Here is a 25,485-nt window from a genome sequence, read left to right as displayed (position 1 = left end):
AGGAATGTAATGGCAGGGGAAGAAGGATTCGAACCTTCGAATGCCGGAATCAAAATCCGGTGCCTTGACCAACTTGGCGACTCCCCTACACAACCGGGCCGTTCTTCGTGGTACCAGACTGCCGTACCGCGCCGAACGAAAACTTGCTACGCGAGCGCTGCGAGCGGATGACGTGCCAGACTGCGCACACACCTGCCGTCCCATTCGGGAGGCAACCTTTCCAAAACCTGCTGCGCTGTTGTTGCGTCGGGAAAACGCGCAAACACGCAGGCTCCGGAACCGGTCATCCTGGCATGCTGATTGTGTTGCTTCAGCCATGCCAGGGCTCGGGCGACTTCGCCGAACTTCGCTGTTGCTATCGGTTCCAGGTCGTTGCGACCGAAATCGAATTTGTTTGTGCGAGCAGCGAAGACCGCAATTATGGAGAGCGGCGTATCCCTTGTCAAGCACTCGTCCGAAAAAATTTCAGCGGTGGGGACATGCTGTTTCGGGTGGATGACCACGAACCAGCTCTCGGGCAGCTCGACTGGCGTCAGGTCCTCGCCGATGCCCTGTGCAAAGGCGTTCTGGCCCAACACGAATACTGGCACGTCGGCGCCCAGCGCCAGCCCGATGCGCATCATTTCGGCACGCGCAAGGCCCAGTCCCCACAGGTGATTCAGCGCCAGCAGCGTGGTGGCGGCATCGGACGAGCCGCCACCGATGCCGCCGCCCATCGGCAGCACCTTGTCGATGGCTATGTCGGCCCCGAACGTGGCACCGGTGGCCGCCTGTAACGCGCGCGCGGCGCGCACCACCAGGTCGGTCTCGGCCGGCACGCCGGGCACGTCGGTGACGCGTGCGACCACGCCGTCGTCGCGCCGGCGGAAATGCAGCGTGTCGCACCAGTCGACCAGCTGGAACACGGTCTGCAGCGTGTGGTAGCCGTCGGCGCGGCGGCCGGTCACGTGCAGGAACAGGTTGAGCTTGGCCGGCGCGGGGCAGTCGCGCAGTTCGGGCGGGGGCAGGGGCTGGCTGCGATGCATGGCGTGGTTCACGGCGTCCGGGGATCGATCACGAGGCGCACCGACAGCGGATTGCTGCCGGCGTCGCGCGCCAGGTCGATGCGGCGCGGCACCTGGGCGGCTGCGTCCTGCCAGGCGACGTAGCGCACGGTCCAGCCGTTCTGCGCCAGCGTGGCCAGCCGGCCCTGCTCGTCGCGCGTGGTGCGCGCGGGCGCGCCCTGCGTGGCGCGGCCGTGCAGCCAGTCGCGCATGCCGGCCACCGGCAGCGCAAAGCCGAGCGCTTCCTCCATCAGGGTGTCGACCTCTGGCGCGTTGCGCGGCGGCTGGTTGGGCAGGTCGAGCGTGGCGCCGGACGGTGTGGCGGTGACCACGGCCAGGGTCTGGCCGAGCGGGGACACCAGGTCCAGCCGCACGTTGCGGCCCTGTTCTTCCCAGCGGAAGCTTCCCTGCACGCCTTCGTCGCGCCCGTAGCGCACGTAGTTGGCGGAGAAGCGGCCGGTGTATTGCTGGCTGGCGGCGGCCTGGTCGCCATCAAAGCTGCGCGACGGTGCCACGCTGGCACACGCCTGCAGCAGCAGCGGGGCGCCAAGGCAGAAGAGCGCCAGGCGTCGGGATCGGTTCATGGGCTTGGTCGTGAGAACGGCGGCGCGGCGGCGTCCGCCGGCTGACGGAAATCCGGCGCCGCGGACCCGGGCTGCGGGTCGCGGCGGGCGGGGTTACTTGGACACTTGCACGTTGACCTTGTAGCGGCGCAGCGTGTCGACCAGGGTCTCGTTCTCGGGGTCGATGCGGACGGCCTCGGTCCAGGTCTTGCGCGCTTCGTCATGCTCGCCGAGCTGCCACAGCACCTCGCCCAGGTGCGCGCCGATCTCGGCCTCGGGCGCCTTGGAATAGGCATTGCGCAGCAGGTCGGCCGCCGGGCGCAGGTCGCCCATGCGGAATTTGACCCAGGCCAGGCTGTCCATGATGTACGGATCGTCCGGCCCCAGCTCGGAGGCGCGCTCCAGCAGCTTGAGCGCCTCGGGCAGCCGCTCGTTGCGGTCCGCCAGCGAGTAGCCCAGCGCGTTGTAGCCCTGCTTCTGCTGCGGCTGCAGCGCAATCACCTTGCGCAGGCCCTTCTCCATGCTGTCGTAACGCTTCTGGCGCTCGTCGAGCATGGCCAGCTCGTAGATCCAGTCGGCGTTGTCGGGCTCGGCCGTAATGCGGTCGTTGAGCAGCTTGCGGGCGCGGTCATAGGCTTTGCTTTCCATCAGCGTGGCCACCTCGGCCTGGCGGATGGCGGTCATGCGCTGCGCGCGCTGGCCAGGATCGGAGATGTCCTCGGCGTCGGTGAGCATCTCGCCGAAGAGCGCCTGGGCGTCGTCGAGCTTGCCCATGCGCGCCAGCAGCTGTGCGCGCTTGGCGGTCGCCGCGGGCGCCAGCCGGATGTCCTCGATGCGGTCCAGCCACCGGATGGCGCCGGCGTAGTCCTTGCGCTCCTCGGCGATCTGCGCCAGGTACTGGTAGGCAATGTCGGGGTTGGCGGTGGGCTGCTTCTCTACCAGCTGCAGGTATTCCTTCAGGTACTGCTCGGCCTCGCCGTAGCTCTTGGCCTGCAGGCTGGTCAGGCCCAATGCCAGCGGCACGCGCGGGTCGCCCGGGGCTACCTTGCGCAGGGTCTCGAACTCCTGCCGAGCCGACTGCATGTCGTTGCGCAGCAGGTACAGCCGCGCCAGCGTGATATGGCCGTTGACCGAATCGGGCGACTTGTCGAGGAAGCGCTTCAGGATCGCGACGGCTTCGTCGGGCTGCTTCTCGGCGCGCAGCTCGGCCGCCATCAGCGCGGCCGCTTCATAGCCCGGGCGCAGCCGCAATGCCTGGTCGAGCGCGGCGAGCGCGCCCGGCTCGTCGCCGGCGACTTCCCTGGCGCGCGCCAGTGCCAGCTGCGTTTCCGGCAGCTTGGCGTCATTCTTGGTCAGGTCCTGCAGCAGTGTGGCCGCGCCGGCCGCATCGCTGGTGCGCGACAGCTGCTGCTGCAGCTGCAGGATGGCCTCGCCTCGCTGGCTGGCCGGCACCGCCGCCAGCTGTTGCTGCAGCAGGGGCCGGGCATCGTCCCAGCGGCCGTTGAGCACCAGCAGCGTCGACAGCACCTGCGCTGCCGCGGGCGAAGTCGGAGAAATCTCCTTCCACAGGCGCGCGGAGTCCAGTGCCTGCTGCGGGATGCGCGCATTGAAGGCGATCTCGGTGGCGCGCTGCGCGAAGCGCGGGTCGCGGGTCTGCCGGGCCAGTTCCATGTAGGTCCGGTAGGCCGGACCGACCAGGCCGCGTTGCATGGAAATCTCCGCGGCCAGCACCATATAGACGATGTCGTCGGTCAGCTCCAGCGACGGCAGCGCGCTGCGTGCGGACCTGGCGGCGGCGGGGCGCTCGCTTTCGGCCGCGGCCAGCTGCAGTGCCGATGGCAATGGCATGGCGCCCGCAGGCGGCGCGGCGTGGCTGGTGCCGGCGGTCAGGGCCAGCAATGCCGAGGCGGCCAGCGCACGCGCATGGCGGCGGGGCGCCTGGAAAAACCGGGCCAGGGCGCCAGCCGTGCGCGCTGTGCGGGAAACGGCGCCTGGAAAAGCGATCGGGAGGCCGCCCGCGGTGGCTTGCAATGTGGAGTCCGGCATCAGGTCCGGCATGAGGTCCGACATGTAGTGATTGCTCCGGCGCGCGCTGGCGAGGGATGAGAGAAAGCGCATTGATAAAGGGCATTGTAGCCTGCCGCTACAATGCGCTGCTTGGCGCCGCAGGCCGGTGCCCGCAGGCGCCGCTGGAGTTTTGAGCGGTAACCAACGGAGAGGTTCGATGCCAGAATTGCCCGAGGTCGAGGTGACCCGGCGCGGCTTGCTGCCGCATGTGGTGGGACGGCGCATCGCCGCGGTCACGGTGCGCCACCGCGGCCTGCGCTGGCCGGTCGATCCGCAACTGGAAATGCGGCTGGCCCAGCGCGTGGTGCGCCGGATCGAGCGCCGCGGCAAATACCTGCTGCTGGAATGCGTGAGCGAGGCGGCGGGCGAGCCGGCCGGCTGGCTGCTGGTCCACCTGGGCATGACCGGGACGCTGCGGGTGCTGCCCGAGGCGCCGCCGCCTGGCGCGCACGACCACCTTGACCTGGTGCTGGCCCCCGGGCCCGGCGCCGCGCTGGGCACCAAACCGGGCACCATCGTGTTGCGTTTCCGCGATCCGCGCCGCTTCGGCGCCATCCTGTGGAGCACGCTGCCCGAGGCTGAACTGCCGTCGCACCCGCTGCTGCGCACGCTCGGCATCGAGCCCTTCGATCCTGCCTTCGACGGCGCCTGGCTGCACCGCCACACGCGCGGGCGCAGCGCCGCCATCAAGACCGTGCTGCTGGCCGGCGGCATCGTGGTCGGCGTGGGCAATATCTATGCGTCCGAAAGCCTGTTCCGCGCCGGCATCCGTCCGACCACCCCGGCCGGGCGCCTGAGCCGCGCGCGCTGCGACCGCCTGGCGCAGGCGGTGCGCGAGACCCTGGCACAGGCAATCGAGCGCGGGGGCAGCACGCTGCGCGACTTTGTCGGCAGCGACGGCGCCAGCGGCTATTTCCAGCTGGATTGCCTGGTCTACGACCGCGCCGGCCAGCCATGCCGGGTCTGCGCCACGCCGGTGCGCCAGATCGTGCAGGGCCAGCGCTCGACCTTCTACTGCCCGAACTGCCAGCACTGAGCCTTGGCGGCCACCCCGGGCAGGCGCCGTGTGGCGCACAATGCGCGCCGCCGGCGATTGTCGATGGGTCGGCGCAACACTCCTTGTGCAAGCCATTACTGAGGGGCGTGAATTCCACAAAACCGTCGTGGAAACCTGTATCGTGTGCGCAGTCATAAAAAGTTACAAAATGGCCCACCGCCTGCAGGTAGACCGTGGTCGGGCCGGCATTGTGCGAACACGGGCGCAGCGCGAAAGCGGCGTGCCCCGAGGTAAAACCAAGTCAGCCGAACAGCTCCATGACAACGCTCGCCCACCAATTCGAACAATACGGCGCCTGGAGAACCGGGGTCCTCCAGTCACTGGCCGAATTCCAGTCCTGGCTGCAGCAGCACGACCTGTACGACGCCCAGGCCGATGACCGCGTGCAGCGCATCCAGAGCGTGCTGCGCAGCGACCGGCTCAAGGTCGCGTTCATTGCCGAGTTCTCGCGCGGCAAGAGCGAGCTGATCAACGCCATCTTCTTTGCCGACTACGGGCGCCGCATCCTGCCGTCGTCGGCGGGGCGCACCACGATGTGCCCGACCGAGCTGCGCTACGACGAGGCCGAGCCGCCGTGCATCCGGCTGCTGCCGATCGAGACACGCCTGCAGGAGGCCTCTACCGCCGACTTCCTGGAGGCCGGCACCTCGGCTTCGCACTGGCATTCGGTGCCGCTGGACCCGTCTTCGCCCGAGGGCATGCTGGCTGCGTTCCAGCACGTGGTGCAGACCGTGCGCGTGCCGCCGGCGCAGGCCGAGGCGCTGGGCCTGTACCACGAGAACGATCCCGATGCCGCCTACGCGGTCGATGCCGAGGGCATGGTCGAGATCTCGCGCTGGCGCCACGCCGTCATCAATTTCCCGCATCCGCTACTGCGCCAGGGCCTGGTGATCCTTGACACGCCGGGCCTGAATGCGATCGGCACCGAGCCCGAGCTGACGCTGCGGCTGATCCCCGATGCCCATGTGGTGGTGTTCGTGCTGGCCGCCGATGCGGGCGTCACCAAGAGCGACCTGGAGCTGTGGCGCAGCCATGTCGGCGCCGGCCACCGGCGCGGCTGCCTGGCGGTGCTCAACAAGATCGACGGGCTGTGGGATCCGCTGCGCGAGCCGGGCGAGATCGCGCAGGAGATCGCGCGGCAGGTGTCCACCACCGCGCAGGTGCTGGGCATCGAACAGTCGCGCGTCTATCCGGTATCGGCGCAGAAGGGCCTGGTGGCCAAGGTCACGCACGACGACGAGCTGCTGGCGCGCAGCGGCCTGCCCGAGTTCGAGCACGTGCTGTCCGACCAGCTGATCCCGCGCCGGCGCGAGATCGTCTCGGATCAGGCGCACCGGCTGGTGCAGGACATGGCGCGCGCCGCGCAGCAGCTGCTGCAGAGCCGCCGCCGCGATATCGTCGAGCAGCTGTTCGAGCTGCGCGGCCTGCGCGGCAAGAACCACGCGATGGTCAAGCACATGTTGATGCGGGTGCAGGGCGAGAAGGAAGAGTTCGAGCAGAGCATCAGCAAGTTCCAGGCGCTGCGCCTGGTCTTCGGCCGCCACAGCGCCGACATCATCAAGAGCCTGCAACTGCGCGACGTGCGCCTCACCATGCGCAGCGCGCGCGAGCAGATGAAAGAGCGCTTCTTCTCGCGCGGACTGCGCGAAGACATGGACGCGCTGTTTGCGCAGCTGACCAGGCTGGTGACCGATGCCGACAACAAGATCGGCCAGCTGCACCAGCTGATCGAAAGCATGTACCGGCGCTTCAACGCCGAGCACGGCTTCACGCTGCCCGCGCCGATGCAGTTCACTGCCGAGCGCTACGTGGCCGAGCTTGAGGAAACACTGCGCCTGGTGCATGCGCACTTCGGCACGGTCAGCATGCTGACGCGCTCGCGCCCGCAGCTGGTCCAGAGCGCCTTCAGCACCATGGCCAGCCGCGTGCTGGAGAACTTCCGCGACCTGAACCGCGATATCGAGGTCTGGCTCAAGTCGGTAATGACGCCGCTGGAAGCGCAGGTGCGCGAGCACCAGAAGCAGCTGCGCCGGCGCGTCGATTCGATCGAGCGCATCCACGAGGCCACCGACACGCTGGAAAGCCGCATTGCCGAACTCGAGGAAGTGCTCAACGGCCTGGACGAGCGCAGCGGCCGTATCGAGGGCTACGCGCAGCGGCTGCTGCGGCCGACGGCTGCAGCCGACAGCGCGAGCCTTGCGGTGGCCTGATCCTGAAGCCGGTATATCATGTGGCGCCGCACTTAGCGGCGCCTTTTCCTTTGGTGCGCCGCGCGCCCCGCGCTTCAGAACGTTTCACCCAGATGCCCCGCAAACCAGCCCCTCGCGCCGTTTCCGCCATCCCCGACGATATCTGCGTGCCGCCCGACTTCGGCGCCAGCGTGGTCGACTGGCAGCGCCAGCATGGCCGGCACGACCTGCCGTGGCAGAACACGCGCGACCCGTACCGCATCTGGCTGTCGGAGATCATGCTGCAGCAGACCCAGGTGAGCGCGGTGATCGACTACTTCCAGCGCTTTGTCTCGCAGCTGCCCACGGTGCAGGCGCTGGCGGCGGCGCCTGCCGACCAGGTCATGGCGCTATGGGCGGGGCTGGGCTATTACTCGCGCGCACGCAACCTGCACCGCTGTGCTATGCAGGTGGTGAGCGAGCATGGTGGCCGTTTCCCGACCGATCCCGCGGTGCTGGCCACATTGCCCGGCATCGGCCGCTCCACCGCCGCGGCAATCGCCGCATTCAGCGCCGGCGTGCGTTCTCCAATCCTGGATGGCAACGTCAAGCGCGTGTTCGCGCGCTGCTTCGGCATCCACGGCCATCCGGGCGAGCGCGTGGTGGAAACGCGCATGTGGCAGCTGGCCGAGCTGGCCTTGCCGGCCGCAGGCCCGCGCCAGGCCGAGGACATGATCGCCTATACGCAAGGGCTGATGGACCTGGGCGCCACGGTGTGCTCGCGCGGCAAGCCGGCCTGCCTGGCCGATGCCGGTGCGTGCCCGCTGTCGGCCGACTGTGTGGCGCGCCGCGACGGGCTCACCGGCGTGCTGCCCACGCCCAAGCCGCGCGCGGCCATCCCCGAGCGCAGCACGGTAATGCTGCTGGTGCGGCGCCAGCGCGAAGTGCTGCTGCGCCTGCGCCCCGGCAGCGGCATCTGGGGCGGCTTGTGGAGCCTGCCGGAGATGCCGGTCGACAGCGTGCCCTTCGACACGGAAGCCGCCGAGGCGGCGGCGCTCGACTATGCCCGCGCCTTCGGCAAGCCCGCGCGCGCCGCACTGACCGGCGAGCTGACCCATGTGTTCACGCACTTCCGCCTGCTGATCCGTGCCATCCGGGTCGATGTGAGCGCGGACGGCGCAAGCCTGATGGCGCAGGACGGCGCCGCGGAAGCCGCGCAGCGCTGGATCTCGCTTGACGATCTCGATGCGGTGGGTACGCCCGCGCCGGTGCGCAGGCTGCTGGAGGACCAGGCCCGCGGCGGGCTGTTCTGAGCGCCTAGAGCATGTGGTTCTGGCGCATGTAGCGGTGCACGATCTCGATGCGCATGCCGGCATCGGGCAACGCCATCAGCATCTGCTTGGCCTTGAGCGGCACCGGCAGCAACTCGCACAGCCGGTTGGCGACCCAGCTTGGGTCGTCCCACAGGTAGGGCTCGTCGAATGGCAGGCGGTCGGGTTGCTCGGCATGGAGCCGCGTGACAATGCGCCGCAGCGCATCCAGGCATTCGCCCAGCAGCTCCAGCTTGCAGTCGATGATGTCGGGAGGAAGCACCTCGGCGCGCGCAACCAGCAGGCCGTCGTCGCGGGTGTCATGGCTGACGATATGGAAGCGCTCGCGGCCGCGCGCACGGATCAAGAGCACGCCCAGCTGTTCCATGTTGCAGTCGACGATCTCCGCCAGGCAGCCGATCAGTTCCGGCACGGTGGGCTGGTCCGGCCGGGCCACTTCCTCGCCGCTTTCGATCAGGCAAACGCCGAAGGGAGTGTTGTCGCGCAGGCAGTTGCGCACCATGTCGACATAGCGCGCCTCGAACACGCGCAATGGCAGCCGTCCACCGGGAAACAGCACGGTGTGCAACGGGAACAGCGGCAGGTTGTCGAGCGTCCGCGGCGGATCTTCTGATGCCGTGGGACGGTAGAGGTCGGTCGAGGACATGCAGTGCCAGCTTGGGTATCGCGCAGCAATGGGCCAGCCGGCCAACGCGGCGCGCAGATGCCAATGATGCCAGTGGGCAGTCCCGCCTGCGTCAGCCCGCCGGTGCGAGCTCTCGGTGTCTCACCAGCACATTACCATGCGCCCGGAAGTAGTTGGCAAGCCTTTCCGCAATATAGACCGAGCGATGCTGGCCGCCGGTGCAGCCGATCGCCACGGTCAGGTAGCTGCGGTTGTCGGCAATGAAACTCGGCAGCCACTTTTCCACGTAGGCGCGGATATCCTCGGCCATCGCCAGCACCATTGGCTGGGCCTGCAGGAAGTCGATCACCGGCGTGTCGCGCCCCGTCAGCGGGCGCAAGGCCAGGTCGTAATAGGGGTTGGGCAGCGAGCGCACGTCGAACACCATGTCCGCATCGCTGGGCACGCCGTGCTTGAAGCCGAATGACTCGAATAGCAGCGTCAGCCGCTGGCTGTCGTCGCGGATCAGCTCCTTGATCCAGCTGCGCAGCGTATTGGTGCGCACATTGCTGGTGTCGATGCGGTGCGCGGCCTCGGCCAGCGGGCTCAGCAGCGCACGCTCCATCTCGATCGCTTCCATCAGCGCGGTGTCGTTGAAGGCGGGTTCACCGCCCGGGCCCGGCACGCCGTCGGTACGGACCGAGAGCGGGTGGCGGCGGCGCGTCTCGGAGTAGCGCTGCACCAGTGCGTCGGTGCTGGCGGTCAGGAACACCACCTCGACCTGGTGCTCAGCGGCCAGCGCGCGCACGGTGTCGGGCAACTGGTCGAGCGACTCGCGGCTGCGGATGTCAGTGGCGACGCCCAGGTGCGTATAGCCCTGGCTGTCGAGATAGCGGGTCAGTTCCGGGATGAACTGAGCCGGCAGGTTGTCCACGCAGTAGTAGCCTGCGTCTTCGAGCACGTTCAGTGCGACGGACTTGCCGGAACCGGATATGCCGGTGATGAGGATGATGCGCATAGCAACTGAAGCATAGCATCACGTGATGAAGGCGTCATGACACCACGCGCAAAAGCAAACATGGCGAACCTCGCGGTTCGCCATGTTTTTGTCGTCAGCTTGCGGCGCTGGTTGCGGCTCAGGCTGCCTTGGACAGGCATTCCTTCATGTAGGCCTTGTATTCGTCGCCCTTCTTGCCCTTGCCCGACTTGCTGCAGGAGGCCATCTTCTCCTGCTGGGTCTTGGACGCGCCCTTGGACAGGCATTCCTTCATGAACGCCTTGCGTTCGTCGCCCTTCTTGCCGGCGGCTTGCGTATTGCAGGCCTTCATCTTGTCCTGCTGGGCGTTGGCTGCGGGCTTGTCCGGGGTAGCCGGGGTGGCGGGCGTGGCAGGCATGGCCGGCGTTGCCGGTGCGGTGGCCGCCGGCTTGGCTGGCGTCGCGGGGGTTGCCGGCGTGGCGGTGGTCTGTGCAAAAGCGCTGGCGGCGATCATCGGGGTGACCAGCGCGCACATCGCGATCAATTTCTTCATGCTTGCTCTCCTGGGTGTGGAAAACTTCATGGCCGCGCGCCATTGCCGGCGTTGCAGCTTCCGTAACGGGCGCGATGCCCATTACAGCACAAAACGGAGCATGCCTGAAGAACGTTGACGTTCTGCGTCAACGCCGTTGTAAGCAAATGAAAACGCCGGCGCTCAGAGCAAGCGGCCCTGGCCGCGCGATACTGCATCGGCCTGCATCGCGGCGCGCTGCCGGTCCATGAAGTCGCGCAGCGTATCGATGCCGCGCAGGCGCAGGATGGTGTTGCGCACCGCGGCCTCGACCAGCACGGCCAGGTTGCGCCCGGCCGCCACCTGGATCTTGACCATGTGGATCGGCAGGCCCAGCACGTCGAGGTATTGCGAATCGAGCGGCAGCCGCTCGAACTCGCCGTCATTGCGACGCACCAACTGCACCACCAGCTTGATCTTCATCTTCCGGCGCACCGCGGTCTCACCGAAGATGGTCTTGATGTCGAGCAGGCCCAGACCGCGTACTTCAAGCAGGTTCTGCAGCAGCGGCGGGCAGCGGCCTTCAATGAAATCCGGCCCCAGGCGCACGAAGTCCACGGCATCATCGGCCACCAGCCCGTGGCCGCGCGAGATCAGTTCCAGGCCCAGTTCGCTCTTGCCCAGGCCCGATTCGCCCATGATCAGCACGCCCATGCCCAGGATGTCGAGGAATACCCCGTGCATGGTCACGCGCGGCGCGGAGATACGCGACAGGTACAGGCGCAGGTGGTCGATCACCGCGGCCGACGACACCGGCGTGGTGAACAGCGGCGTGGACGAGCGCGTGCAGCGCAGTTCCAGGTCGGGCGGCGGCTCCATGCCGTCGGCGATCACCAGGAAGGGCGGCTCCAGCAGGATCAGCTCGCCCATCTGGCGCTTGCGGGTCTCGTCGTCCAGCCGCTGGTAATAAGTGATCTCGGGCTTGCCGAGCACCTGGATGCGGTTGGGGTGGATCAGATTCAGGTGGCCCACCAGGTCGGCGGCGGAGGTGGCTTCGCGGGCGAACTCCACATCGAAGGCGCGATCCGCACCTTCCAGGCCGGCCACCCACGAGAGTTTGATGTCGGCTGCGTTGTCGTCGAAGATGGACTGGGAGGTGACGCCGGTGAGTTCCATGCGGTATGACTGGTGGGGCGGTTTGCGAAGCGCCTTGGCGCCTGCCCGGTCTGGTGCCGGCCCGCTTGAGGGATCAGGGGATCAGGGATGCCATGCGATCAGCAACTGATGGACGGCATCGGGCGTGGGCAGCGTGGCCAGCCCTTCACGCATGTCGCGGTCGGAAAGCAGTTGCGCGATTTCGGACAGGATTTCCAGGTGCTGCTGCGTAGCCTGTTCGGGCACCAGCAGGAAGATCAGCAGCGATACCGGCTTGCCATCGGGCGATTCGAACGGAATTGGTTCGGCCAGGCGCATGAACGCGGCCAGCGGCTGCTTCAGGCCCTTGATGCGGCCGTGCGGGATTGCCACGCCGGCGCCCAGGCCGGTGGATCCAAGCGACTCGCGCGCGAACAGGTTGTCCGTCACGATGGCGCGCGCCACACCATGGTTGTTCTCGAAGAGGAGCCCGGCCTGCTCGAACACACGCTTCTTGCTGGTGACGCTGACGTCGAGGGTGATGTTGCCGGGTGGCAGCAATTTGGCCAAACGATTCATGGGCGATGCGCAGGATTTCAGTTAGCGGGCGGACCGTTCCGCCGGGCAGTGGGCTGGCTCCGGCCTGCCGTTGGCCTGGCCGGAGGCGTCCGGCCCATTATAGAGCAGCGACTACTCCCGCATTGTGCAGCGCAACGGGGCAAGCCGGTGCAGAAAGATACATGGTGATGCAATGGTGCCTCCGCGGCGGGGAGCCGGTGCACCGGTGCGGGGCACGGCCAGGATTCCCTCTCTTTGTATGGCGCAGCATACACCTTGGCGCAGCGCTTGCGAACACCCTTGCTCATTCGGGTGAAAAGCATCGGCTCCGGCGCCACAGCCGGGGCGCGCCGCCAGTGCGGGCGCGGCATGCCGGCGGCAACCGGGAACGCGAGGGCGCAAAAAAGCCGCGCTTCTTGGCGCGGCTTGCCTGTTCAATCCTGATTCAGCAGCCCGCTGCGGGGCTGCCGGGCACGGTCATTGCTGCATTTGCGCTGCGGCCATCTGGTACTTGACCGCTTCGCGGTCGTGGCCTTGCACGCGATCCTTGTAGCGGATCACCTGACGGTCCAGCTTGTCGACGAGTGCGTCGATCGCTGCATACAGGTCTTCGTGATGCGCTTCGACAAAGATGTCCTTGCCCTTGAGATGTAGATTGATTTCCGCGTACTGACGCCGGTCCTTTTCCTTATGGTTGTCGACAGAGAGCAGCACACTAACGCCAATGACTTGATCGAAATGCCTGACGATTCGCTCCAGCTTCGTTTCCACGTACTCACGCAGAGGGGGCGTGATGTCCAGGTGGTGTCCACTGATCTTGAAGTTCATAGCGCTTCTCCTTCTGAAAGAGCCTCACCAGGCAGGCGGTGGGCTCGGCTACAAAGACTTGCGGAGATTGACTGCGGGGATCTTCAGGGCTTCGCGATACTTGGCAACGGTGCGGCGTGCGACAACGAAGCCTTGTTCGCCCAGCAGTTCGGCAATGCGACTGTCGGAAAGGGGATTCCTCGGGTCTTCGGCTCCTATCAGTTGCTTGATCAAGGCGCGGATGGCCGTTGACGAAGCCGCGCCACCGGTTTCGGTGGACACGTGGCTGCCGAAGAAGTACTTCAGTTCGAAAGTACCCATCGGCGTTGCCATATATTTATTGGTCGTCACCCGGGAGATGGTTGACTCGTGTAAACCCAGTGTATCGGCAATCTCCCGCAAAACCAAGGGGCGCATGGCGATTTCGCCGTGGCTGAAAAAGTTCTTTTGACGCTCGACAATGGCCTGCGAGACACGCAGGATTGTGTCGAACCTCTGCTGGATGTTCTTGATCAGCCAGCGCGCCTCCTGCAGCTTCTGCTGCAGCCCGGCGGTGCCGGACTCACCCTTTGCGCCACGCAGGATTTGCGCATACATGTCATTGATGCGCAGCCTCGGCATCACATCCGGATTGAGCTGCGCGATCCAGCCGCCGCCACCCTTGCGCACGAACACGTCCGGCACCACGAAGTCCGCCTCCGGGCGGCTGTATGCATGGCCGGGGTAGGGCGCCAGCGAACGGATCAGTTCGTGTGCGGACTTCAGCGCCGCTTCATCCACCTGCAGCGCCTTCTTCAGCCGCGTGTAGTCGCGTACTGCGAGCAACTCCAGGTGGTTGGTCACGATGTTCAGGGCCAGTTCGCGCTGCGGGTGCGTCAGGCGCCGCAACTGCAGGGCCAGGCACTCGGCGGCGTTGCGCGCGCCCACGCCGGGCGGGTCGAAGCTCTGCAGCAGCGTGAGGATGGCGTGGACCTCCTCGATCTCGAACTCGAGTTCTTCCGGCAACTCCGTGCAGATCTCCTCAAGCGATGCGCTCAGGTAGCCATCGTCGTCGAGCGATTCGATCAGGAAGATGGCCAGGCCCTTGTCGCGCGCCGAGATCTTCAGCGGCGTGAGCTGTTCCATCAGGTACTCGCGCAGCGTGGGCTCGGCTTCGCGCAGCTGCATCGGCGTTTTTTCGTCCTCGTCGCCCTGGGGGCGGCGGGCAAAGTCGTCCAGGCTCCAGTCGCCGCTGCCATAGTCGTCGCCGTTGCCGCTGTCGCCATAGCTGTCGTCGTCAGCCGCGCCGTCGGCGCGGGCCTCGCCATTGCCCTGCGGCTCTGCCGGCGCGGGCGCCGGTGCGCTCTGCAGGTTGACCGAGCCATCGGCCGCCACGCGCAGCGGGCTTTCGATCCAGTCGTTCTCGCGTTCGAGCAGAGGGTTTTCCGTCAGTGCCTGTTCGACCTCTTGCTGCAGTTCCAGCGTGGAAAGCTGCAGCAGCCGGATCGACTGCTGCAGTTGCGGGGTCAGGGCCAGATGCTGGGAAAGGCGGAGCTGTAGCGACGGTTTCATGCGACCTATTCTATGCGCATCTTTCCGTTGTTGGAACGGAAATTGCTATCGCTTATGCGGTCTGATCGCTGCTGGCTGTGGCAGGCCCACGTGCGCCCGCGAATAGGCCTGCCGCTCCATGGCAGGCCGCTGCATCACATGCGGAAGTTCTCACCCAGGTAGACGCGCCGCACTGCGTCATTGGCGATGATTTCCTCGGGCTGGCCCGCGGCCAGCACCGTGCCTTCGCTGATGATGTAGGCGTGGTCGCAGATGCCGAGCGTCTCGCGCACGTTGTGGTCGGTGATCAGCACGCCGATATTGCGTGCCTTGAGGAAGCTGACGATGCGCTGGATCTCGCCCACGGCGATCGGGTCCACGCCGGCGAAGGGTTCGTCCAGCAGGATGAAGCGCGGCGACGACGCCAGCGCGCGCGCGATTTCCACGCGGCGGCGCTCGCCGCCCGACAGCGACAGCGCCGGGTTGTTGCGCAGGTGCGCGATCTGCAGGTCGTCGAGCAGCGAATCCAGGCGGCGCTCGATCTCGGCCTTGGGCAGTGGCTTGCCGTTGCTCACCTGCAGCTCCAGCACCGCGCGGATGTTCTCTTCGACGTTGAGCTTGCGGAATACCGAGGCTTCCTGCGGCAGGTACGACAGCCCCATGCGCGCGCGCTCGTGGATCGGCAGGCCGCTGATGTGGTCGCCGTCGAGCACGATATCGCCTTCGTCCAGCGCCACCAGGCCCACGATCATGTAGAAGGAGGTGGTCTTGCCCGCGCCGTTGGGCCCGAGCAGGCCGACCACCTCGCCGCTCTTCACGTCGAGCGAGACGTCCTTGACCACCGTGCGCGAGCCATAGCGTTTCTTCAGGTGGCGCACGACCAGCGTGCTGCCGCCGGCAAGGACGGTGGAGGCTTCGACGGAAGGCTTGTCGGCGATGGTTGCGGTATCGGTCATTGGCACAGTCTGGCGTTCAGGCGTTTCTGGCGCCGGCCGCATGCGATGCACGCAGCCGGCGCCAGGCGTCAGGGTTTGTTGGCAGGCGCGGGCGCCGGCTTCAGGTCCAGCGGCGAGCCGCCGCTGCCCGTGGCGCCGGCCTTCTGGTCCTGGCGCGGCGACAGCACCGCGCGCACGCGGCCGGACGGATTGGCGGCCGCGGCGTCGCCGCTACCGCCGCCGGCAGCCGTGTAGAACTCCTTGCGGCTGTCGTAGGTCAGCACCGCGCCGCGGATCTCGTCGACCTGCTTGGCGCCCTGCAGGCGCGCCATGCGGGCATTGCCGATCAGCTTGGAGTACTCCTGCTTGCCGTCGTACTCGATGCGGTCGCCCCAGCCGTCGATGTATTCGTCGACGCCTTCGCGCTTCTGCCGGATGTAGGCCTGCTTGCCCGGCTTGGCGGTGGCCACCGCGAACTGGTAGCCCTCGGGATCGGTGCGCAGTTCGGCGGCGTCGGACTTCAGGATCATGGTGCCCTTGGTCAGCACCACATTGCCGGTCAGCGTATAGATCTGCTTGACGTCGTCATAGCTGGCGTTGTCCGCCTCCAGCACCATCGGCTTGTCGCGGTCCGCGCGCTCGGCCAGGGCGGGCTGGGCCAGCAGGCCGAAGGCCATGGCCAGGGCGAGCAGGGCCGGGGCGGTGCGTCGACGGGACGATGTCGTCAGGGAAGCAGTCATGTTGGCAGGGTTGCTTGAGGGCGTCTGGGTACGTTGGTGCGGGTTGGTGCGGCCCCCGGGCCGGGGCTCAGGACCCCGGCGCGCGGCCAGGGGTCGGCCCGGTGATGATGGTGCCGCGTACATTGCCGAGCAATTGTACTTCGCGCGTGACGTTGTTGAAGATCAGGCCGTTGGCGGTCATCACCGACGGGCCGCGCGTCAGCTTGACCGGCTTGTCGGTCTTGACGATGTCGTCATTGACCAGCAGCTGGAAATAACTGGATGCGGCGGTCAGCTGCGGGTCCTTGGACACGTCCACGCCCTGCTGGCGCATGACGAAGCCGTTGCCGTACAGGTCGATCACCGAACCCTCGGCGTTCATGCGGCCCATATCGGCGCGGGCGGTGACCGGCGGGCGGTCCGGCTCATACGCGCGCATGGCGGGCCGGGTCACCTCGTAGGTCTGGTCATCCTCGAAATGGACCATGCGCTCGCCGGTAAAGCGGATTTTGGTGCTGCCGTCCGGCGCCAGCTCAGTGGCCGAGAAGCGGTCCATGAAGTAGTCGGGCTCATGCTTCTTGGCGCTTTGCGCGGCCGGGTCTTCCTTGGGGGAGTTGATCTGGACCAGCCAGAACGTGCTGCCCGCCACGAAGGCCATCAGCAGCAGCGGCAGCAGCCGCATGACGATGCCGCTGAGGGAGGCGAGGAGTGCCTGCATGGTGTCCTTGGCGTTGTGCCGGTTGTGCCGGGCCCGCGCCCGCTCAGATGACCTTGGCGCGGGTCAGGTCGTGGATATGCAGCGCGCCGGTCAGGCGGCCGTCGTCATCCACCACCAGCAGCTGGTTGATGCGGTTGGCCTCCATCACCTGCACCGCTTCGACGGCGAGCTGGTTCTCGTTGACCACGTGCGGGTTGCGGTGCATGACGTCGCCGATGGGAACGGTCTTCCAGTCGCGCGGGGTTTCCAGAAGGCGGCGCAGGTCGCCGTCGGTGAAGACGCCGATGGCGTGTCCGTCCGGGTCCACCACGGCGGTCATGGCCATGCCCTTGCGGGTGATTTCCATCAGCGCCTGGGCCAGCGGGGTGTTTTCACGCACCTCGGGCACGGCGTTGCCGGTGCGCATCACGTCGCGCACATGGGTCAGCAGCTTGCGCCCGAGCGCGCCGCCGGGGTGCGAGCGCGCGAAGTCTTCCTCGCCAAAGCCGCGCGCATCGAGAACCGCCACTGCCAGCGCATCGCCCAGCGCCAGCGCCGCGGTGGTGCTGGCCGTCGGCGCCAGGTTCAGCGGGCAGGCTTCTTTCTCGACCGCCGCGTCCAGGTGGACGTCGGCCAGCTTGGCCAGGTTGGAGTCGGGGTTGCCGGTGACCGAGATCAGCCGCGCGCCGATGCGCTTGACGATCGGGATGATCGACAGCAGCTCGCCGGTCTCGCCCGAATTGGAGAAGGCGATCAGCACGTCGTCGCGCGTGACCATGCCCAGGTCGCCGTGGCTGGCTTCGGCCGGGTGCACGAAGAACGCCGGCGTGCCGGTAGAGGCCAGCGTGGCCGCGACCTTGCGCCCGATATGGCCGGACTTGCCGATGCCCGAGACGACCACGCGCCCGGTGCATTGCAGGATCAGCAGCACGGCACGGGCAAAGTCGCCGTTCAGGCGTCCGGAAAGTGCGGAAACCGCATCGGCTTCGGTCTGGAGAGTGTCGCGGGCGAGCCTGAGTGCTCGATCCGCATCGAAATTGGCTATCATGGCGACGAAGTATACCAACGAATGCGATGGCGCCTGGCCCGACCCATGGCGCACGTCGTGCTTGCCGTGCTCGCCGTATTTTGCCGGCTGGGTGCCCGTGCCGGGTCGGACGCGCGCCTGGCCGGTCACCCAGACCGCCTGATGCATTCTCCGCTGGAACTGACCCTGGTGCTGCTGGCCGCCGCCGTCTTCGGCGTGGTCGCATTCCGCATGCTGCAGCTGCCGCCGATGCTCGGCTACCTGGCCGTCGGCATCCTGATCGGCCCCCATGCGCTGGGGCTGGCCAGCGACACCGCGCAGACCAAGTACCTGGCCGAATTCGGCGTGGTCTTCCTGATGTTCTCGATCGGGCTGGAGTTCAACCTGACCAAGCTGCGCTCGATGAAGCGGCTGGTGTTCGGCCTGGGCGGCTCGCAGGTGGTGCTGTCGATGCTGGCGGTGGTGCCGGCCAGCTGGGCTTTCAACTGGCTGTTCCCGCTGTCCTGGCAGGCGTCGGTGGCGCTGGGCGGGGCGCTGGCGATGTCTTCCACCGCGATCGTCTCCAAGATGCTGTCCGAGCGCATGGAGCTTGAGAGCGAGCAGGGCCGCAATATCATCAGCATCCTGCTGTTCCAGGATCTGGCGGTGGTGCCGCTGCTGATCGTGATCCCGGCGCTGTCGCGCGATCCGGGCGACCTGATGGTGGCGCTGGGCCTGGCCACGGTCAAGATCGTGGTGGCCCTGGGCGTCATCTTCTTCCTGGGCCAGCGCCTGATGAGCCGCTGGTTCCACGTGGTGGCGGCGCGCCGCTCGCAGGAACTGTTCATGCTGAACCTGCTGCTGGTGACGCTGGGCATGGCGGCGCTGACCGAGCGGCTGGGCCTGTCGATGGCGCTGGGCGCCTTCATGGCGGGCATGCTGATCTCCGAGACGCCCTACCGCCACCAGGTGGAAGAGGACATCAAGCCGTTCCGCGACGTGCTGCTGGGACTGTTCTTCGTCACCATCGGCATGCTGCTCAATATCCGCGTGGTGCTCGACCACGTATGGCTGGTGCTGGCGCTGCTGGTGGTGCCGGTGCTGTTCAAGCTGGTGCTGATCGCGCTGCTGGCGCGGGTCTTCGGCTCGCGCCAGGGGGTGGCGATCCGCACCGGGCTGGGGCTGGCGCAGGCCGGCGAATTCGGTTTCGTGCTGCTGAACCAGATCGACGGCCTGAACCTGGTCGACCCGGTGCTGATCCAGGTGATCCTGGCATCGATGCTGCTGTCGATGCTGGCCGCGCCCTTCCTGATCCAGTACAGCGACGCCATCGTGCTGCGCTTTGCCGCCAACGAATGGCTGATGCAGTCGCTGAACATGACCCGCATTGCCGCGCAGAGCCTGCAGACCGAGAAGCACGCGATCATCTGCGGCTTCGGCCGCAGCGGGCAGAACCTGGCGCACATGCTCGAGCGCGAGGGCATCAACTACGTGGCGCTGGACCTGGACCCCGATCGCGTGCGCGAGGCCGCCGCGGCCGGCGATACCGTGGTCTACGGCGACGCGGGCCGGCGCGAGGCGCTGATCGCCGCCGGCATCCACCGTGCCGCCGCCCTGATCGTCACCTATGCCAACACCCCATCGGCGCTCAAGGTGCTGCACCACGTGCAGGAACTGGCGCCGGCGCTGCCGGTGATCGTGCGCACGGTGGACGATTCAGAGCTCGATACGCTGCAGAAGGCCGGCGCCACCGAAGTGGTGCCCGAGATCATCGAGGGCAGCCTGATGCTGGCCTCGCACGCGCTGGTGCTGCTGGGCGTGCCGATGCGGCATGTGCTGCGCGGCGTGCAGGAGGCGCGCGACGCGCGCTACAGCCTGCTGCGCGGCTATTTCCACGGCCGCGACGATGATGAGGACATGGTCGAGCGCGATTCGGTACGGCTGCATTCCGTGTCGCTCGGGCCGCAATCCACGGCGGTGGGGCGGCGTCTTGGCGTGCTGGGGCTGGAGCGGATCGGCGTGGAGGTGACCGCGGTGCGCCGGCGCGGCATCCGCGCCTTCGATCCGGAGCCCGAGACCGTGCTGGAGCCGGGCGATATCGTGGTGCTGCGCGGCCCGCCCGAGGCGCTGGAGGCTGCGGAAACGCGCATCCTGAACGGCTGAGCCGGGGCGTCGTGCGCGTCAGTGCGGACGCGCCTCGACCCAGGATTCCGGCAGGTTGTCGAGCACGGCGCGTGCGTCCAGCGAGCGGATCGGCACGCTGGCATCGGCCGGGATGCGGCCTTCGCCCTGCAGCATCAGGTAACGCAGGCAGCACACGCGCAGGAAGGACGAGAAATTGCCGGCCACCGCCTCGCTGCCGCGATGTTCGGTCAGTTCATCGTGCAGGCGCGTGATCAGCTGGTTGACGGTCATGTCGTCGCGCCGCGCCAGTTCTTCCAGCACCTCCCAGAACAGGCTCTCCAGCCGGATGCTGGTGGCCACGCCATGCAGGCGCAGCGAGCGCGACTGGCTTTGGTACGACGCCGGATTGGCGCGGATAAAGATTTCACACATGGATGCTCCCGTGCGGGCGGCGCAGCCTGCGGGCATGTGCACGGCTCGCGGATGGGGCGGGCCGTGCCTTCACGCGTGGGGGCGCCGCGTGCGGAAAGCTCTAATGTACGATCCGCGTGCCCAGCACGGCAAGGAACTGCGCCAGCCAGGCCGGATGCGCGGGCCAGGCCGGGGCCGTGACGAGGTTGCCGTCGGTATGGGCCTGGTCGACGGGAATATCGGCATAGGTGCCGCCGGCCAGCTTCACCTCGGGCGCACAGGCCGGGTAGGCGGAGCAGGTCTTGCCTTCGAGCACGCCTGCCGCGGCCAGCAGCTGGGCGCCGTGGCAGACCGCGGCGATCGGCTTGTCCGCCTGGGCGAAGTGGCGCACGATCTCCAGCACGCGCGCGTTCAGGCGCAGGTATTCCGGCGCGCGGCCGCCGGGGATGACCAGTGCGTCGTAACCGGCGGGGTCGATCTCGGCAAAGCTCGCGTTGAGGGTGAAGTTGTGGCCGCGCTTCTCGGTGTAGGTCTGGTCGCCCTCGAAGTCATGGATAGCGGTGGCGCAGGCGTCGCCCGCCTGCTTGTCCGGGCAGGCCGCATGCACGGTGTGGCCGACCATCTGCAGTGCCTGGAACGGCACCATGGTTTCGTAGTCTTCGGCGTAGTCGCCCACCAGCATCAGAATCTTCTTTGCCATCGCGCTCTCCTGTATGGTTACGGGTGTCCGGCGGGTGCCGGACGCGGCAGCCCGGCCCCTGGCCAGCCAAGCGGGCCGGCAGGGCCATTGTGCTGGCCGCCCCGATGGCGCGGGTGGTAACTGGTTACCGCGCCGGCGGCCATCCTGCCGCGACCCACTGCGACCCCTCTTTCTGATTGGCGCGCCACGCTGCGCGCCTACCGTTTCCAGACCCCTATGGCAGACTCCATCATCCAGTCCCCCGAGCTCGGCGACGTCACCGGCTACCTGCGCGAGCGCATCCGTACGGTGCCGGACTGGCCCATGCCGGGCGTGATGTTCCGCGACATCACCCCGCTGCTGCAGAACCCCAAGACGCTGCGCGTGCTGATCGATGTCTTCGTGCACCGCTACATGGATGCGCAGCTCGACCTGGTGGCGGGCATCGACGCGCGCGGCTTTATCCTGGGCGCGATCGTCGCGTATGAGCTGAACCTGGGCTTCGTGCCGATCCGCAAGAAGGGCAAGCTGCCGTTCCAGACCGTGGCCGAGGAGTACGAGCTGGAATACGGCAGCGCCACCGTCGAGATCCATGCAGACGCCTGCAAGTCCGGCGACCGCGTGCTGCTGGTCGACGACCTGATCGCCACCGGCGGTACCATGATGGCCGGACGCAAGCTGCTGGAGCGCCTGGGCGCGACGGTGGTGGAGGGCGCCGCCATCGTCGACCTGCCCGAACTGGGCGGCTCGAAGCTGCTGCAGGACGGCGGGCTGCCGCTGTTCACCGTGTGCAAGTTCGAAGGGCACTGAGCCACGTGACCGGCCCGCAAGATTTCCACGCAAGGAGACCCCATGCCTGACCTGTTGCTGTTCCTGCTGACTTCAATTGCCGTGACTGTGGCCCCGGGGCCCGACAACCTGCAGGTGCTGGCGCGCGGCATGGCGCAGGGCCGGCGCGCGGGGCTGGTCGCGGCACTGGGCTTTTCGGTCGGGTGCCTGTTCCACACCGTGATTGCGGCGGTGGGGCTGGCCGCGGTGCTGCGCTCGTCGCCGCTGGCGTTCCAGCTGATCAAGTATGCGGGCGCGGCCTACCTGATCTGGATCGGCATCCAGGCGCTGCGCGCAAAGGGCGGGCTGGCGCAGGGCGGTGATGTCGATGCGGTGCCGCTCGCGCGCGTGTTCCGCCAGAGCGTGCTCGGCAACATCATGAATCCCAAGGTGACGCTGTTCTTCCTGGTGTTCCTGCCGCAGTTCGTGCGCGCCGATGCCGCGCACCCGGGGCTGCAGTTCCTGCTGCTGGGCGTGGTCTTCATGCTGCAGACGGCGGTGGTGTTCTCGCTGTTCGGGCTGTGCGCGGGCTGGCTGGGCGCCTGGCTGCGCCGCCGCCCGGCCACCGGCCGCTGGCTGGACCGCGCCGCCGGGGCGATCTTCGTCGGGCTGGGGATCAAGGTCGCGCTGCCCTGAGCGGCGCCGCTGGCGCGCATCCGGGCGCCGGTGTTGCCCGTTGCCCGCGCGCCGCGCCCATGCCGTTGCCGCTGTCGGGTGACGGGCGCATAATGCCTCATTGACAACTACACGATGACCGGGCCTAGCCTCCAGGGTTTTGTCGGCACTGGTCACACAAAGGCGCACCATGGGCGTACTCCTTCACCTGCTATCAGGCGTTGCCCTGCTCGTCTGGGGCACCAACATCGTCAAGGTCGGCATCCTGCGCGTCTACGGCGCGAACCTGCGCCATGTCCTGTCGACCAGCGTCTCCAACCGCTTCACCGCCTTCCTTGCCGGGCTTGGCGTCACCGGGCTGGTCCAGAGCAGCAACGCCACCGCGGTCATCGTCAGCTCCTTCGTCGGCCAGGGCCTGATCGCCGTGGCACCGGCGCTGGCCATCATGCTCGGCGCCAACGTCGGCACCGCGCTGATGGTGCAGGTGTTCTCGCTGGACCTGTCCTGGCTGTCGCCGCTGCTGATCTTTGTCGGCGTGATCTGCCATCTGACCTGGAAGGGCAGCAGGGCCGGCCACGTCGGCCGCGTGCTGATCGGCCTGGGCCTGATCACGCTGGCGCTCGAGCTGATCTCCATCGCCACCCGTCCCGTGGTGCAGGCTGCCGGCGTCAAGGTCTTGTTCGCCTCGCTGACCGGCGACGCGGGGCTGGACATGCTGGTCGGCGCCTTCCTGACCATCCTGTGCTATTCCAGCCTGGCCGTGGTGCTGTTCTGCGGCGCGCTGGCCTCGGCCGGCGTGGTGTCGATCCACGTGGCGCTGGCGCTGGTGCTGGGGGCCAACCTGGGTTCGGGCATCTCGGCGCTGCTGACCACCTCGGGCAACAACCAGCCGGGCAAGCGCGTGACGCTGGGCAACCTGCTGTCGCGCCTGCTGGGCTGTCTGGTGGCGCTGCCGCTGCTGGGCCAGGCCGAGGAGCTGCTGGCGCTGCTGGACCATGACCCGCAACGGCTGATCGTCAATTTCCACCTGCTGTTCAACGTCGCGCTGGCGGTGCTGCTGCTGGGCGCCACCGCGCCGCTGGCGCGGCTGTGCGAGAAGGTGCTGCCCGGGCGCAACACCGGCGACAGCCAGGTCACGCCGCGCCACCTCGATACGGCCGCGCTGTCCACGCCCACGCTGGCGCTGGCCAACGCCGCGCGCGAAGTGCTGCGCATCGGCGACCGCGTCGAGCAGATGCTGGACAACATGCTGCGCGTGCTGCGCACCAACGACGCCAAGCTGGCCGACGCCACCTGCCGCATCGACAACGAGGTGGACGACCTCTACACCGCGATCAAGCTCTACCTGACGCGCATCAGCCTGGAAGCGCTGGACGAGCGCGACGGCCAGCGCTGGACCGAGATCATCTCGCTCACCATCAACCTGGAACACGCGGGCGACATCATCGAGCGCATCCTGCTCGATACCAAGGACAAGAAGATCGCCCACAACCTGATGTTCTCGGAGGCGGGAATGCAGGAAATCGCCGAGATGCACGCGCGCCTGGTCGCCAACCTGCGGCTGGGCCTGTCGGTGTTTCTCAACGGCGACCTCAAGAGCGCCCAGGCGCTGATGGCGGAAAAAGCGAACTTCCGCGAGCTGGAGCGCAAGTACGCGCGCACCCACCTGCAGCGCGTGGCGGTGCAGACCGCCGAGAGCATCGAGACCAGCTCATTGCACCTGGATGTGATCAGCGAGCTCAAACGGCTGAATTCGCTGTTCTGTGCGACGGCTTATCCGGTGCTGGAGCAGGCTGGGGTGCTCAACCGCAGCCGGATGAAGGAAGACGATGTGCCGGCGGTGCCGGCGGTGCAGGCAGCGCAGCACTGAGCGGCGACGCTAGAGCTTGTAGCCGAACTTCCGCAACAGCGCCTTGCGCTCGGCCACATCGGCATCGGTCTCGATCCCCAGCGGCGAGGCACCATCGATCACGCCCACCACGCCGCGTCCGGCATCGGTCTGGGCGATGATCACCTCGGTCGGGTTGGCCGTTGCGCAGAAGATGCGGCACACCTCCGGCACTGCCCGCACCGCGGCCAGCACGTTGACCGGAAAGAACCCGTCGCCGAGGAAGATCACGAAGGTATGCCCGGCGCCGATGGCGCGGGCGTTCTCGCAGGCCAGGTCGATCAGGTCTTCATCTGTGCCCGACCAACGCACCAGGCGCTTGCCCGAGGCCTCGCAGAACGCCAGCCCGAAGAGGATGCCCGGCACCGTGCCGACCAGCGCCTCGTGCAGGTCTTCCACGGTCTTGATGAAATGCGAATGGCCGAAGATGAAGTTGGTGGCTTCCGGCTTGGTGACCGGTACGACCGTCAGTTCCATGGCTGGCTCCAGAATGGCGGCGCGGCTTGCCGCCATCCGGTTCATGGTAGGGCGCGGGGTGGTGAATGCAAGCGGGCAGGGATCCTCGCATGGCACGCGTACCTGCTATACCGGATGGACTGGCCCGTCACCGGAGACGCCGATGCCGCTTGTTCGCCTCTTCCTCGCATGGCTTGCCATGCCGCCGTGCGTGGCCGCCGCCCAGGTCGTTCCGGCATCACAGGGCGAAATCGCCGTCAGTGAACTGAAGCGCCCCAATGTCGTCGTCGTGCTGCGGCATGCGAGTGCGCCGGGGGTCGGCGATCCGCCGGGCTTCAAGCTGGACGACTGTTCGACCCAGCGCAACCTGGACGCGAACGGCCGGCAGCAGGCGGCGAGGCTCGGTAGCAGCTGGAAGGCGGCGGGCTTCCGGCCGACGCGGGTCTACAGCAGCGCCTGGTGCCGCTGCCAGGACACCGCCCGCCTGATCGACCTGGGTCCGGTGCGGGTCCAGCCATTGCTCAATTCATTTTTTGGCGCGGATGCACAGCGCCGGGAAGCGCAGACCGCGCAGCTTTCGCGCTTTATCGACGGGCTCGATCCGCGCGGCGGGCCTTACCTGCTGGTCACGCACCAGGTGGTGATCACCGCGCTGAGCGGCCACGGTGCCGACAGCGGTGGCGGCGTCGCGATCGAACTGCAGCCGGGCGGAGCGCCGCGCCGCGCGCGGGTGCTGCCCAACGCCGGGCTGGACTGAAGGGGCAGGCCCGCCTCAGCA

Annotated in this window: 25 protein-coding genes and 1 tRNA gene; 8 read left to right on the top strand and 18 right to left on the bottom strand. The window is 67.4% G+C overall.

The window, feature by feature from the left end:
- Nucleotides 1-10 precede the first annotated feature (10 nt).
- The 4 genes from AC3WQZ_RS18380 to AC3WQZ_RS18365 form a co-directional block, all read right to left on the bottom strand.
- Nucleotides 11-87 (bottom strand) — tRNA-Gln (locus tag AC3WQZ_RS18380).
- Nucleotides 88-146: 59 nt separating this feature from the next.
- Entirely contained in the window at nt 147-1,025 is an 879-nt protein-coding gene (gene ispE, locus AC3WQZ_RS18375; protein WP_492301007.1) for a 4-(cytidine 5'-diphospho)-2-C-methyl-D-erythritol kinase, read from the bottom strand.
- Nucleotides 1,026-1,033: 8 nt separating this feature from the next.
- Nucleotides 1,034-1,627 (bottom strand): lipoprotein insertase outer membrane protein LolB, encoded by a 594-nt coding sequence (lolB, locus tag AC3WQZ_RS18370; protein WP_010814376.1) that lies wholly within the window; start codon nt 1,625-1,627, stop codon nt 1,034-1,036.
- Nucleotides 1,628-1,720: 93 nt separating this feature from the next.
- The gene (locus tag AC3WQZ_RS18365) at nt 1,721-3,676 is read right to left on the bottom strand and encodes a tetratricopeptide repeat protein (RefSeq protein ID WP_492301005.1); all 1,956 of its coding nucleotides are present in this window, start codon (nt 3,674-3,676) and stop codon (nt 1,721-1,723) included.
- Between the two features lie 154 nt (nt 3,677-3,830).
- On the opposite strand from AC3WQZ_RS18365, the gene mutM reads away from it, so the two are divergent.
- The 3 genes from mutM (at nt 3,831) to mutY (ending at nt 8,211) form a co-directional block, all read left to right on the top strand.
- Nucleotides 3,831-4,709 (top strand): bifunctional DNA-formamidopyrimidine glycosylase/DNA-(apurinic or apyrimidinic site) lyase, encoded by an 879-nt coding sequence (gene mutM, locus AC3WQZ_RS18360; RefSeq protein WP_010814378.1) that lies wholly within the window; start codon nt 3,831-3,833, stop codon nt 4,707-4,709.
- A 278-nt stretch (nt 4,710-4,987) separates the two neighbouring features.
- A complete protein-coding gene (locus AC3WQZ_RS18355; protein WP_011614482.1) occupies nt 4,988-6,940 on the top strand; it encodes a dynamin family protein in 1,953 nt (650 codons plus the stop codon).
- Between the two features lie 92 nt (nt 6,941-7,032).
- A complete protein-coding gene (gene mutY / locus AC3WQZ_RS18350) occupies nt 7,033-8,211 on the top strand; it encodes an A/G-specific adenine glycosylase (protein WP_492301003.1) in 1,179 nt (392 codons plus the stop codon).
- 4 nt (nt 8,212-8,215) lie between these two features.
- Here mutY and AC3WQZ_RS18345 read toward each other — a convergent pair whose 3' ends face one another.
- From AC3WQZ_RS18345 to AC3WQZ_RS18295, 11 genes are all read right to left on the bottom strand, one after another.
- Complete coding sequence (locus AC3WQZ_RS18345; RefSeq protein WP_010814381.1) at nt 8,216-8,875, bottom strand: LON peptidase substrate-binding domain-containing protein; 660 nt, start codon at nt 8,873-8,875, stop codon at nt 8,216-8,218.
- A gap of 91 nt (nt 8,876-8,966) precedes the next feature.
- Entirely contained in the window at nt 8,967-9,851 is an 885-nt protein-coding gene (gene rapZ, locus AC3WQZ_RS18340) for an RNase adapter RapZ (protein WP_010814382.1), read from the bottom strand.
- Nucleotides 9,852-9,969: 118 nt separating this feature from the next.
- Nucleotides 9,970-10,362 (bottom strand): PsiF family protein, encoded by a 393-nt coding sequence (locus AC3WQZ_RS18335; RefSeq protein WP_010814383.1) that lies wholly within the window; start codon nt 10,360-10,362, stop codon nt 9,970-9,972.
- Nucleotides 10,363-10,524: 162 nt separating this feature from the next.
- On the bottom strand, nt 10,525-11,496 hold the full coding sequence (gene hprK / locus AC3WQZ_RS18330) for an HPr(Ser) kinase/phosphatase (protein WP_010814384.1): 972 nt from the start codon (nt 11,494-11,496) through the stop codon (nt 10,525-10,527).
- Nucleotides 11,497-11,577: 81 nt separating this feature from the next.
- Complete coding sequence (gene ptsN / locus AC3WQZ_RS18325) at nt 11,578-12,033, bottom strand: PTS IIA-like nitrogen regulatory protein PtsN (protein ID WP_010814385.1); 456 nt, start codon at nt 12,031-12,033, stop codon at nt 11,578-11,580.
- Between the two features lie 456 nt (nt 12,034-12,489).
- Nucleotides 12,490-12,840: a ribosome hibernation-promoting factor, HPF/YfiA family gene (gene hpf, locus AC3WQZ_RS18320; protein ID WP_010814386.1), complete on the bottom strand. Its 351-nt coding sequence runs from the start codon at nt 12,838-12,840 to the stop codon at nt 12,490-12,492.
- A 48-nt stretch (nt 12,841-12,888) separates the two neighbouring features.
- Nucleotides 12,889-14,370 (bottom strand): RNA polymerase factor sigma-54, encoded by a 1,482-nt coding sequence (locus AC3WQZ_RS18315; protein WP_439671233.1) that lies wholly within the window; start codon nt 14,368-14,370, stop codon nt 12,889-12,891.
- A gap of 134 nt (nt 14,371-14,504) precedes the next feature.
- Nucleotides 14,505-15,305 (bottom strand): LPS export ABC transporter ATP-binding protein, encoded by an 801-nt coding sequence (lptB, locus tag AC3WQZ_RS18310; RefSeq protein ID WP_010814388.1) that lies wholly within the window; start codon nt 15,303-15,305, stop codon nt 14,505-14,507.
- A 68-nt stretch (nt 15,306-15,373) separates the two neighbouring features.
- Nucleotides 15,374-16,024, bottom strand: a complete 651-nt coding sequence (lptA, locus tag AC3WQZ_RS18305) for a lipopolysaccharide transport periplasmic protein LptA (protein ID WP_011614488.1) — start codon at nt 16,022-16,024, stop codon at nt 15,374-15,376.
- A 67-nt stretch (nt 16,025-16,091) separates the two neighbouring features.
- Nucleotides 16,092-16,721 (bottom strand): LPS export ABC transporter periplasmic protein LptC, encoded by a 630-nt coding sequence (lptC, locus tag AC3WQZ_RS18300; protein ID WP_010814390.1) that lies wholly within the window; start codon nt 16,719-16,721, stop codon nt 16,092-16,094.
- A gap of 43 nt (nt 16,722-16,764) precedes the next feature.
- The gene (locus AC3WQZ_RS18295) at nt 16,765-17,748 is read right to left on the bottom strand and encodes a KpsF/GutQ family sugar-phosphate isomerase (protein ID WP_010814391.1); all 984 of its coding nucleotides are present in this window, start codon (nt 17,746-17,748) and stop codon (nt 16,765-16,767) included.
- A 141-nt stretch (nt 17,749-17,889) separates the two neighbouring features.
- Here AC3WQZ_RS18295 and AC3WQZ_RS18290 point away from each other — a divergent pair, with 141 nt between their 5' ends.
- Complete coding sequence (locus AC3WQZ_RS18290) at nt 17,890-19,869, top strand: monovalent cation:proton antiporter family protein (RefSeq protein ID WP_010814392.1); 1,980 nt, start codon at nt 17,890-17,892, stop codon at nt 19,867-19,869.
- A gap of 18 nt (nt 19,870-19,887) precedes the next feature.
- Here the strand turns inward: AC3WQZ_RS18290 and AC3WQZ_RS18285 are convergent, their stop codons facing one another.
- The gene (locus AC3WQZ_RS18285) at nt 19,888-20,262 is read right to left on the bottom strand and encodes a ribbon-helix-helix domain-containing protein (RefSeq protein WP_010814393.1); all 375 of its coding nucleotides are present in this window, start codon (nt 20,260-20,262) and stop codon (nt 19,888-19,890) included.
- A 100-nt stretch (nt 20,263-20,362) separates the two neighbouring features.
- Nucleotides 20,363-20,941 carry a DJ-1/PfpI family protein gene (locus tag AC3WQZ_RS18280; protein WP_010814394.1) on the bottom strand — a complete coding sequence of 193 codons (579 nt, stop codon included), beginning with the start codon at nt 20,939-20,941 and terminating at the stop codon, nt 20,363-20,365.
- A 216-nt stretch (nt 20,942-21,157) separates the two neighbouring features.
- Here AC3WQZ_RS18280 and AC3WQZ_RS18275 point away from each other — a divergent pair, with 216 nt between their 5' ends.
- The 3 genes from AC3WQZ_RS18275 to AC3WQZ_RS18265 all read left to right on the top strand — a co-directional run bounded on the left by AC3WQZ_RS18275 (nt 21,158) and on the right by AC3WQZ_RS18265 (nt 24,233).
- Nucleotides 21,158-21,730: an adenine phosphoribosyltransferase gene (locus tag AC3WQZ_RS18275; protein ID WP_010814395.1), complete on the top strand. Its 573-nt coding sequence runs from the start codon at nt 21,158-21,160 to the stop codon at nt 21,728-21,730.
- A gap of 42 nt (nt 21,731-21,772) precedes the next feature.
- Nucleotides 21,773-22,384: a LysE family translocator gene (locus tag AC3WQZ_RS18270; RefSeq protein WP_010814396.1), complete on the top strand. Its 612-nt coding sequence runs from the start codon at nt 21,773-21,775 to the stop codon at nt 22,382-22,384.
- A 169-nt stretch (nt 22,385-22,553) separates the two neighbouring features.
- The gene (locus tag AC3WQZ_RS18265) at nt 22,554-24,233 is read left to right on the top strand and encodes a Na/Pi cotransporter family protein (RefSeq protein ID WP_010814397.1); all 1,680 of its coding nucleotides are present in this window, start codon (nt 22,554-22,556) and stop codon (nt 24,231-24,233) included.
- A gap of 9 nt (nt 24,234-24,242) precedes the next feature.
- On the opposite strand, the gene AC3WQZ_RS18260 is transcribed toward AC3WQZ_RS18265, so the two are convergent.
- A complete protein-coding gene (locus AC3WQZ_RS18260; RefSeq protein ID WP_010814398.1) occupies nt 24,243-24,728 on the bottom strand; it encodes an adenosine-specific kinase in 486 nt (161 codons plus the stop codon).
- A gap of 142 nt (nt 24,729-24,870) precedes the next feature.
- Between AC3WQZ_RS18260 and AC3WQZ_RS18255 the strand changes: the two genes are divergently transcribed.
- Nucleotides 24,871-25,464, top strand: coding sequence for a histidine phosphatase family protein (locus tag AC3WQZ_RS18255; RefSeq protein ID WP_492301000.1), 594 nt, complete (start codon nt 24,871-24,873; stop codon nt 25,462-25,464).
- Nucleotides 25,465-25,485: the final 21 nt, after the last annotated feature.

It is taken from the genome of Cupriavidus sp. FW305-26 (assembly GCF_058787975.1).
Note: the sequence above shows the minus strand (reverse complement) of the source record. Positions and strands in the feature narration are given on the sequence as shown.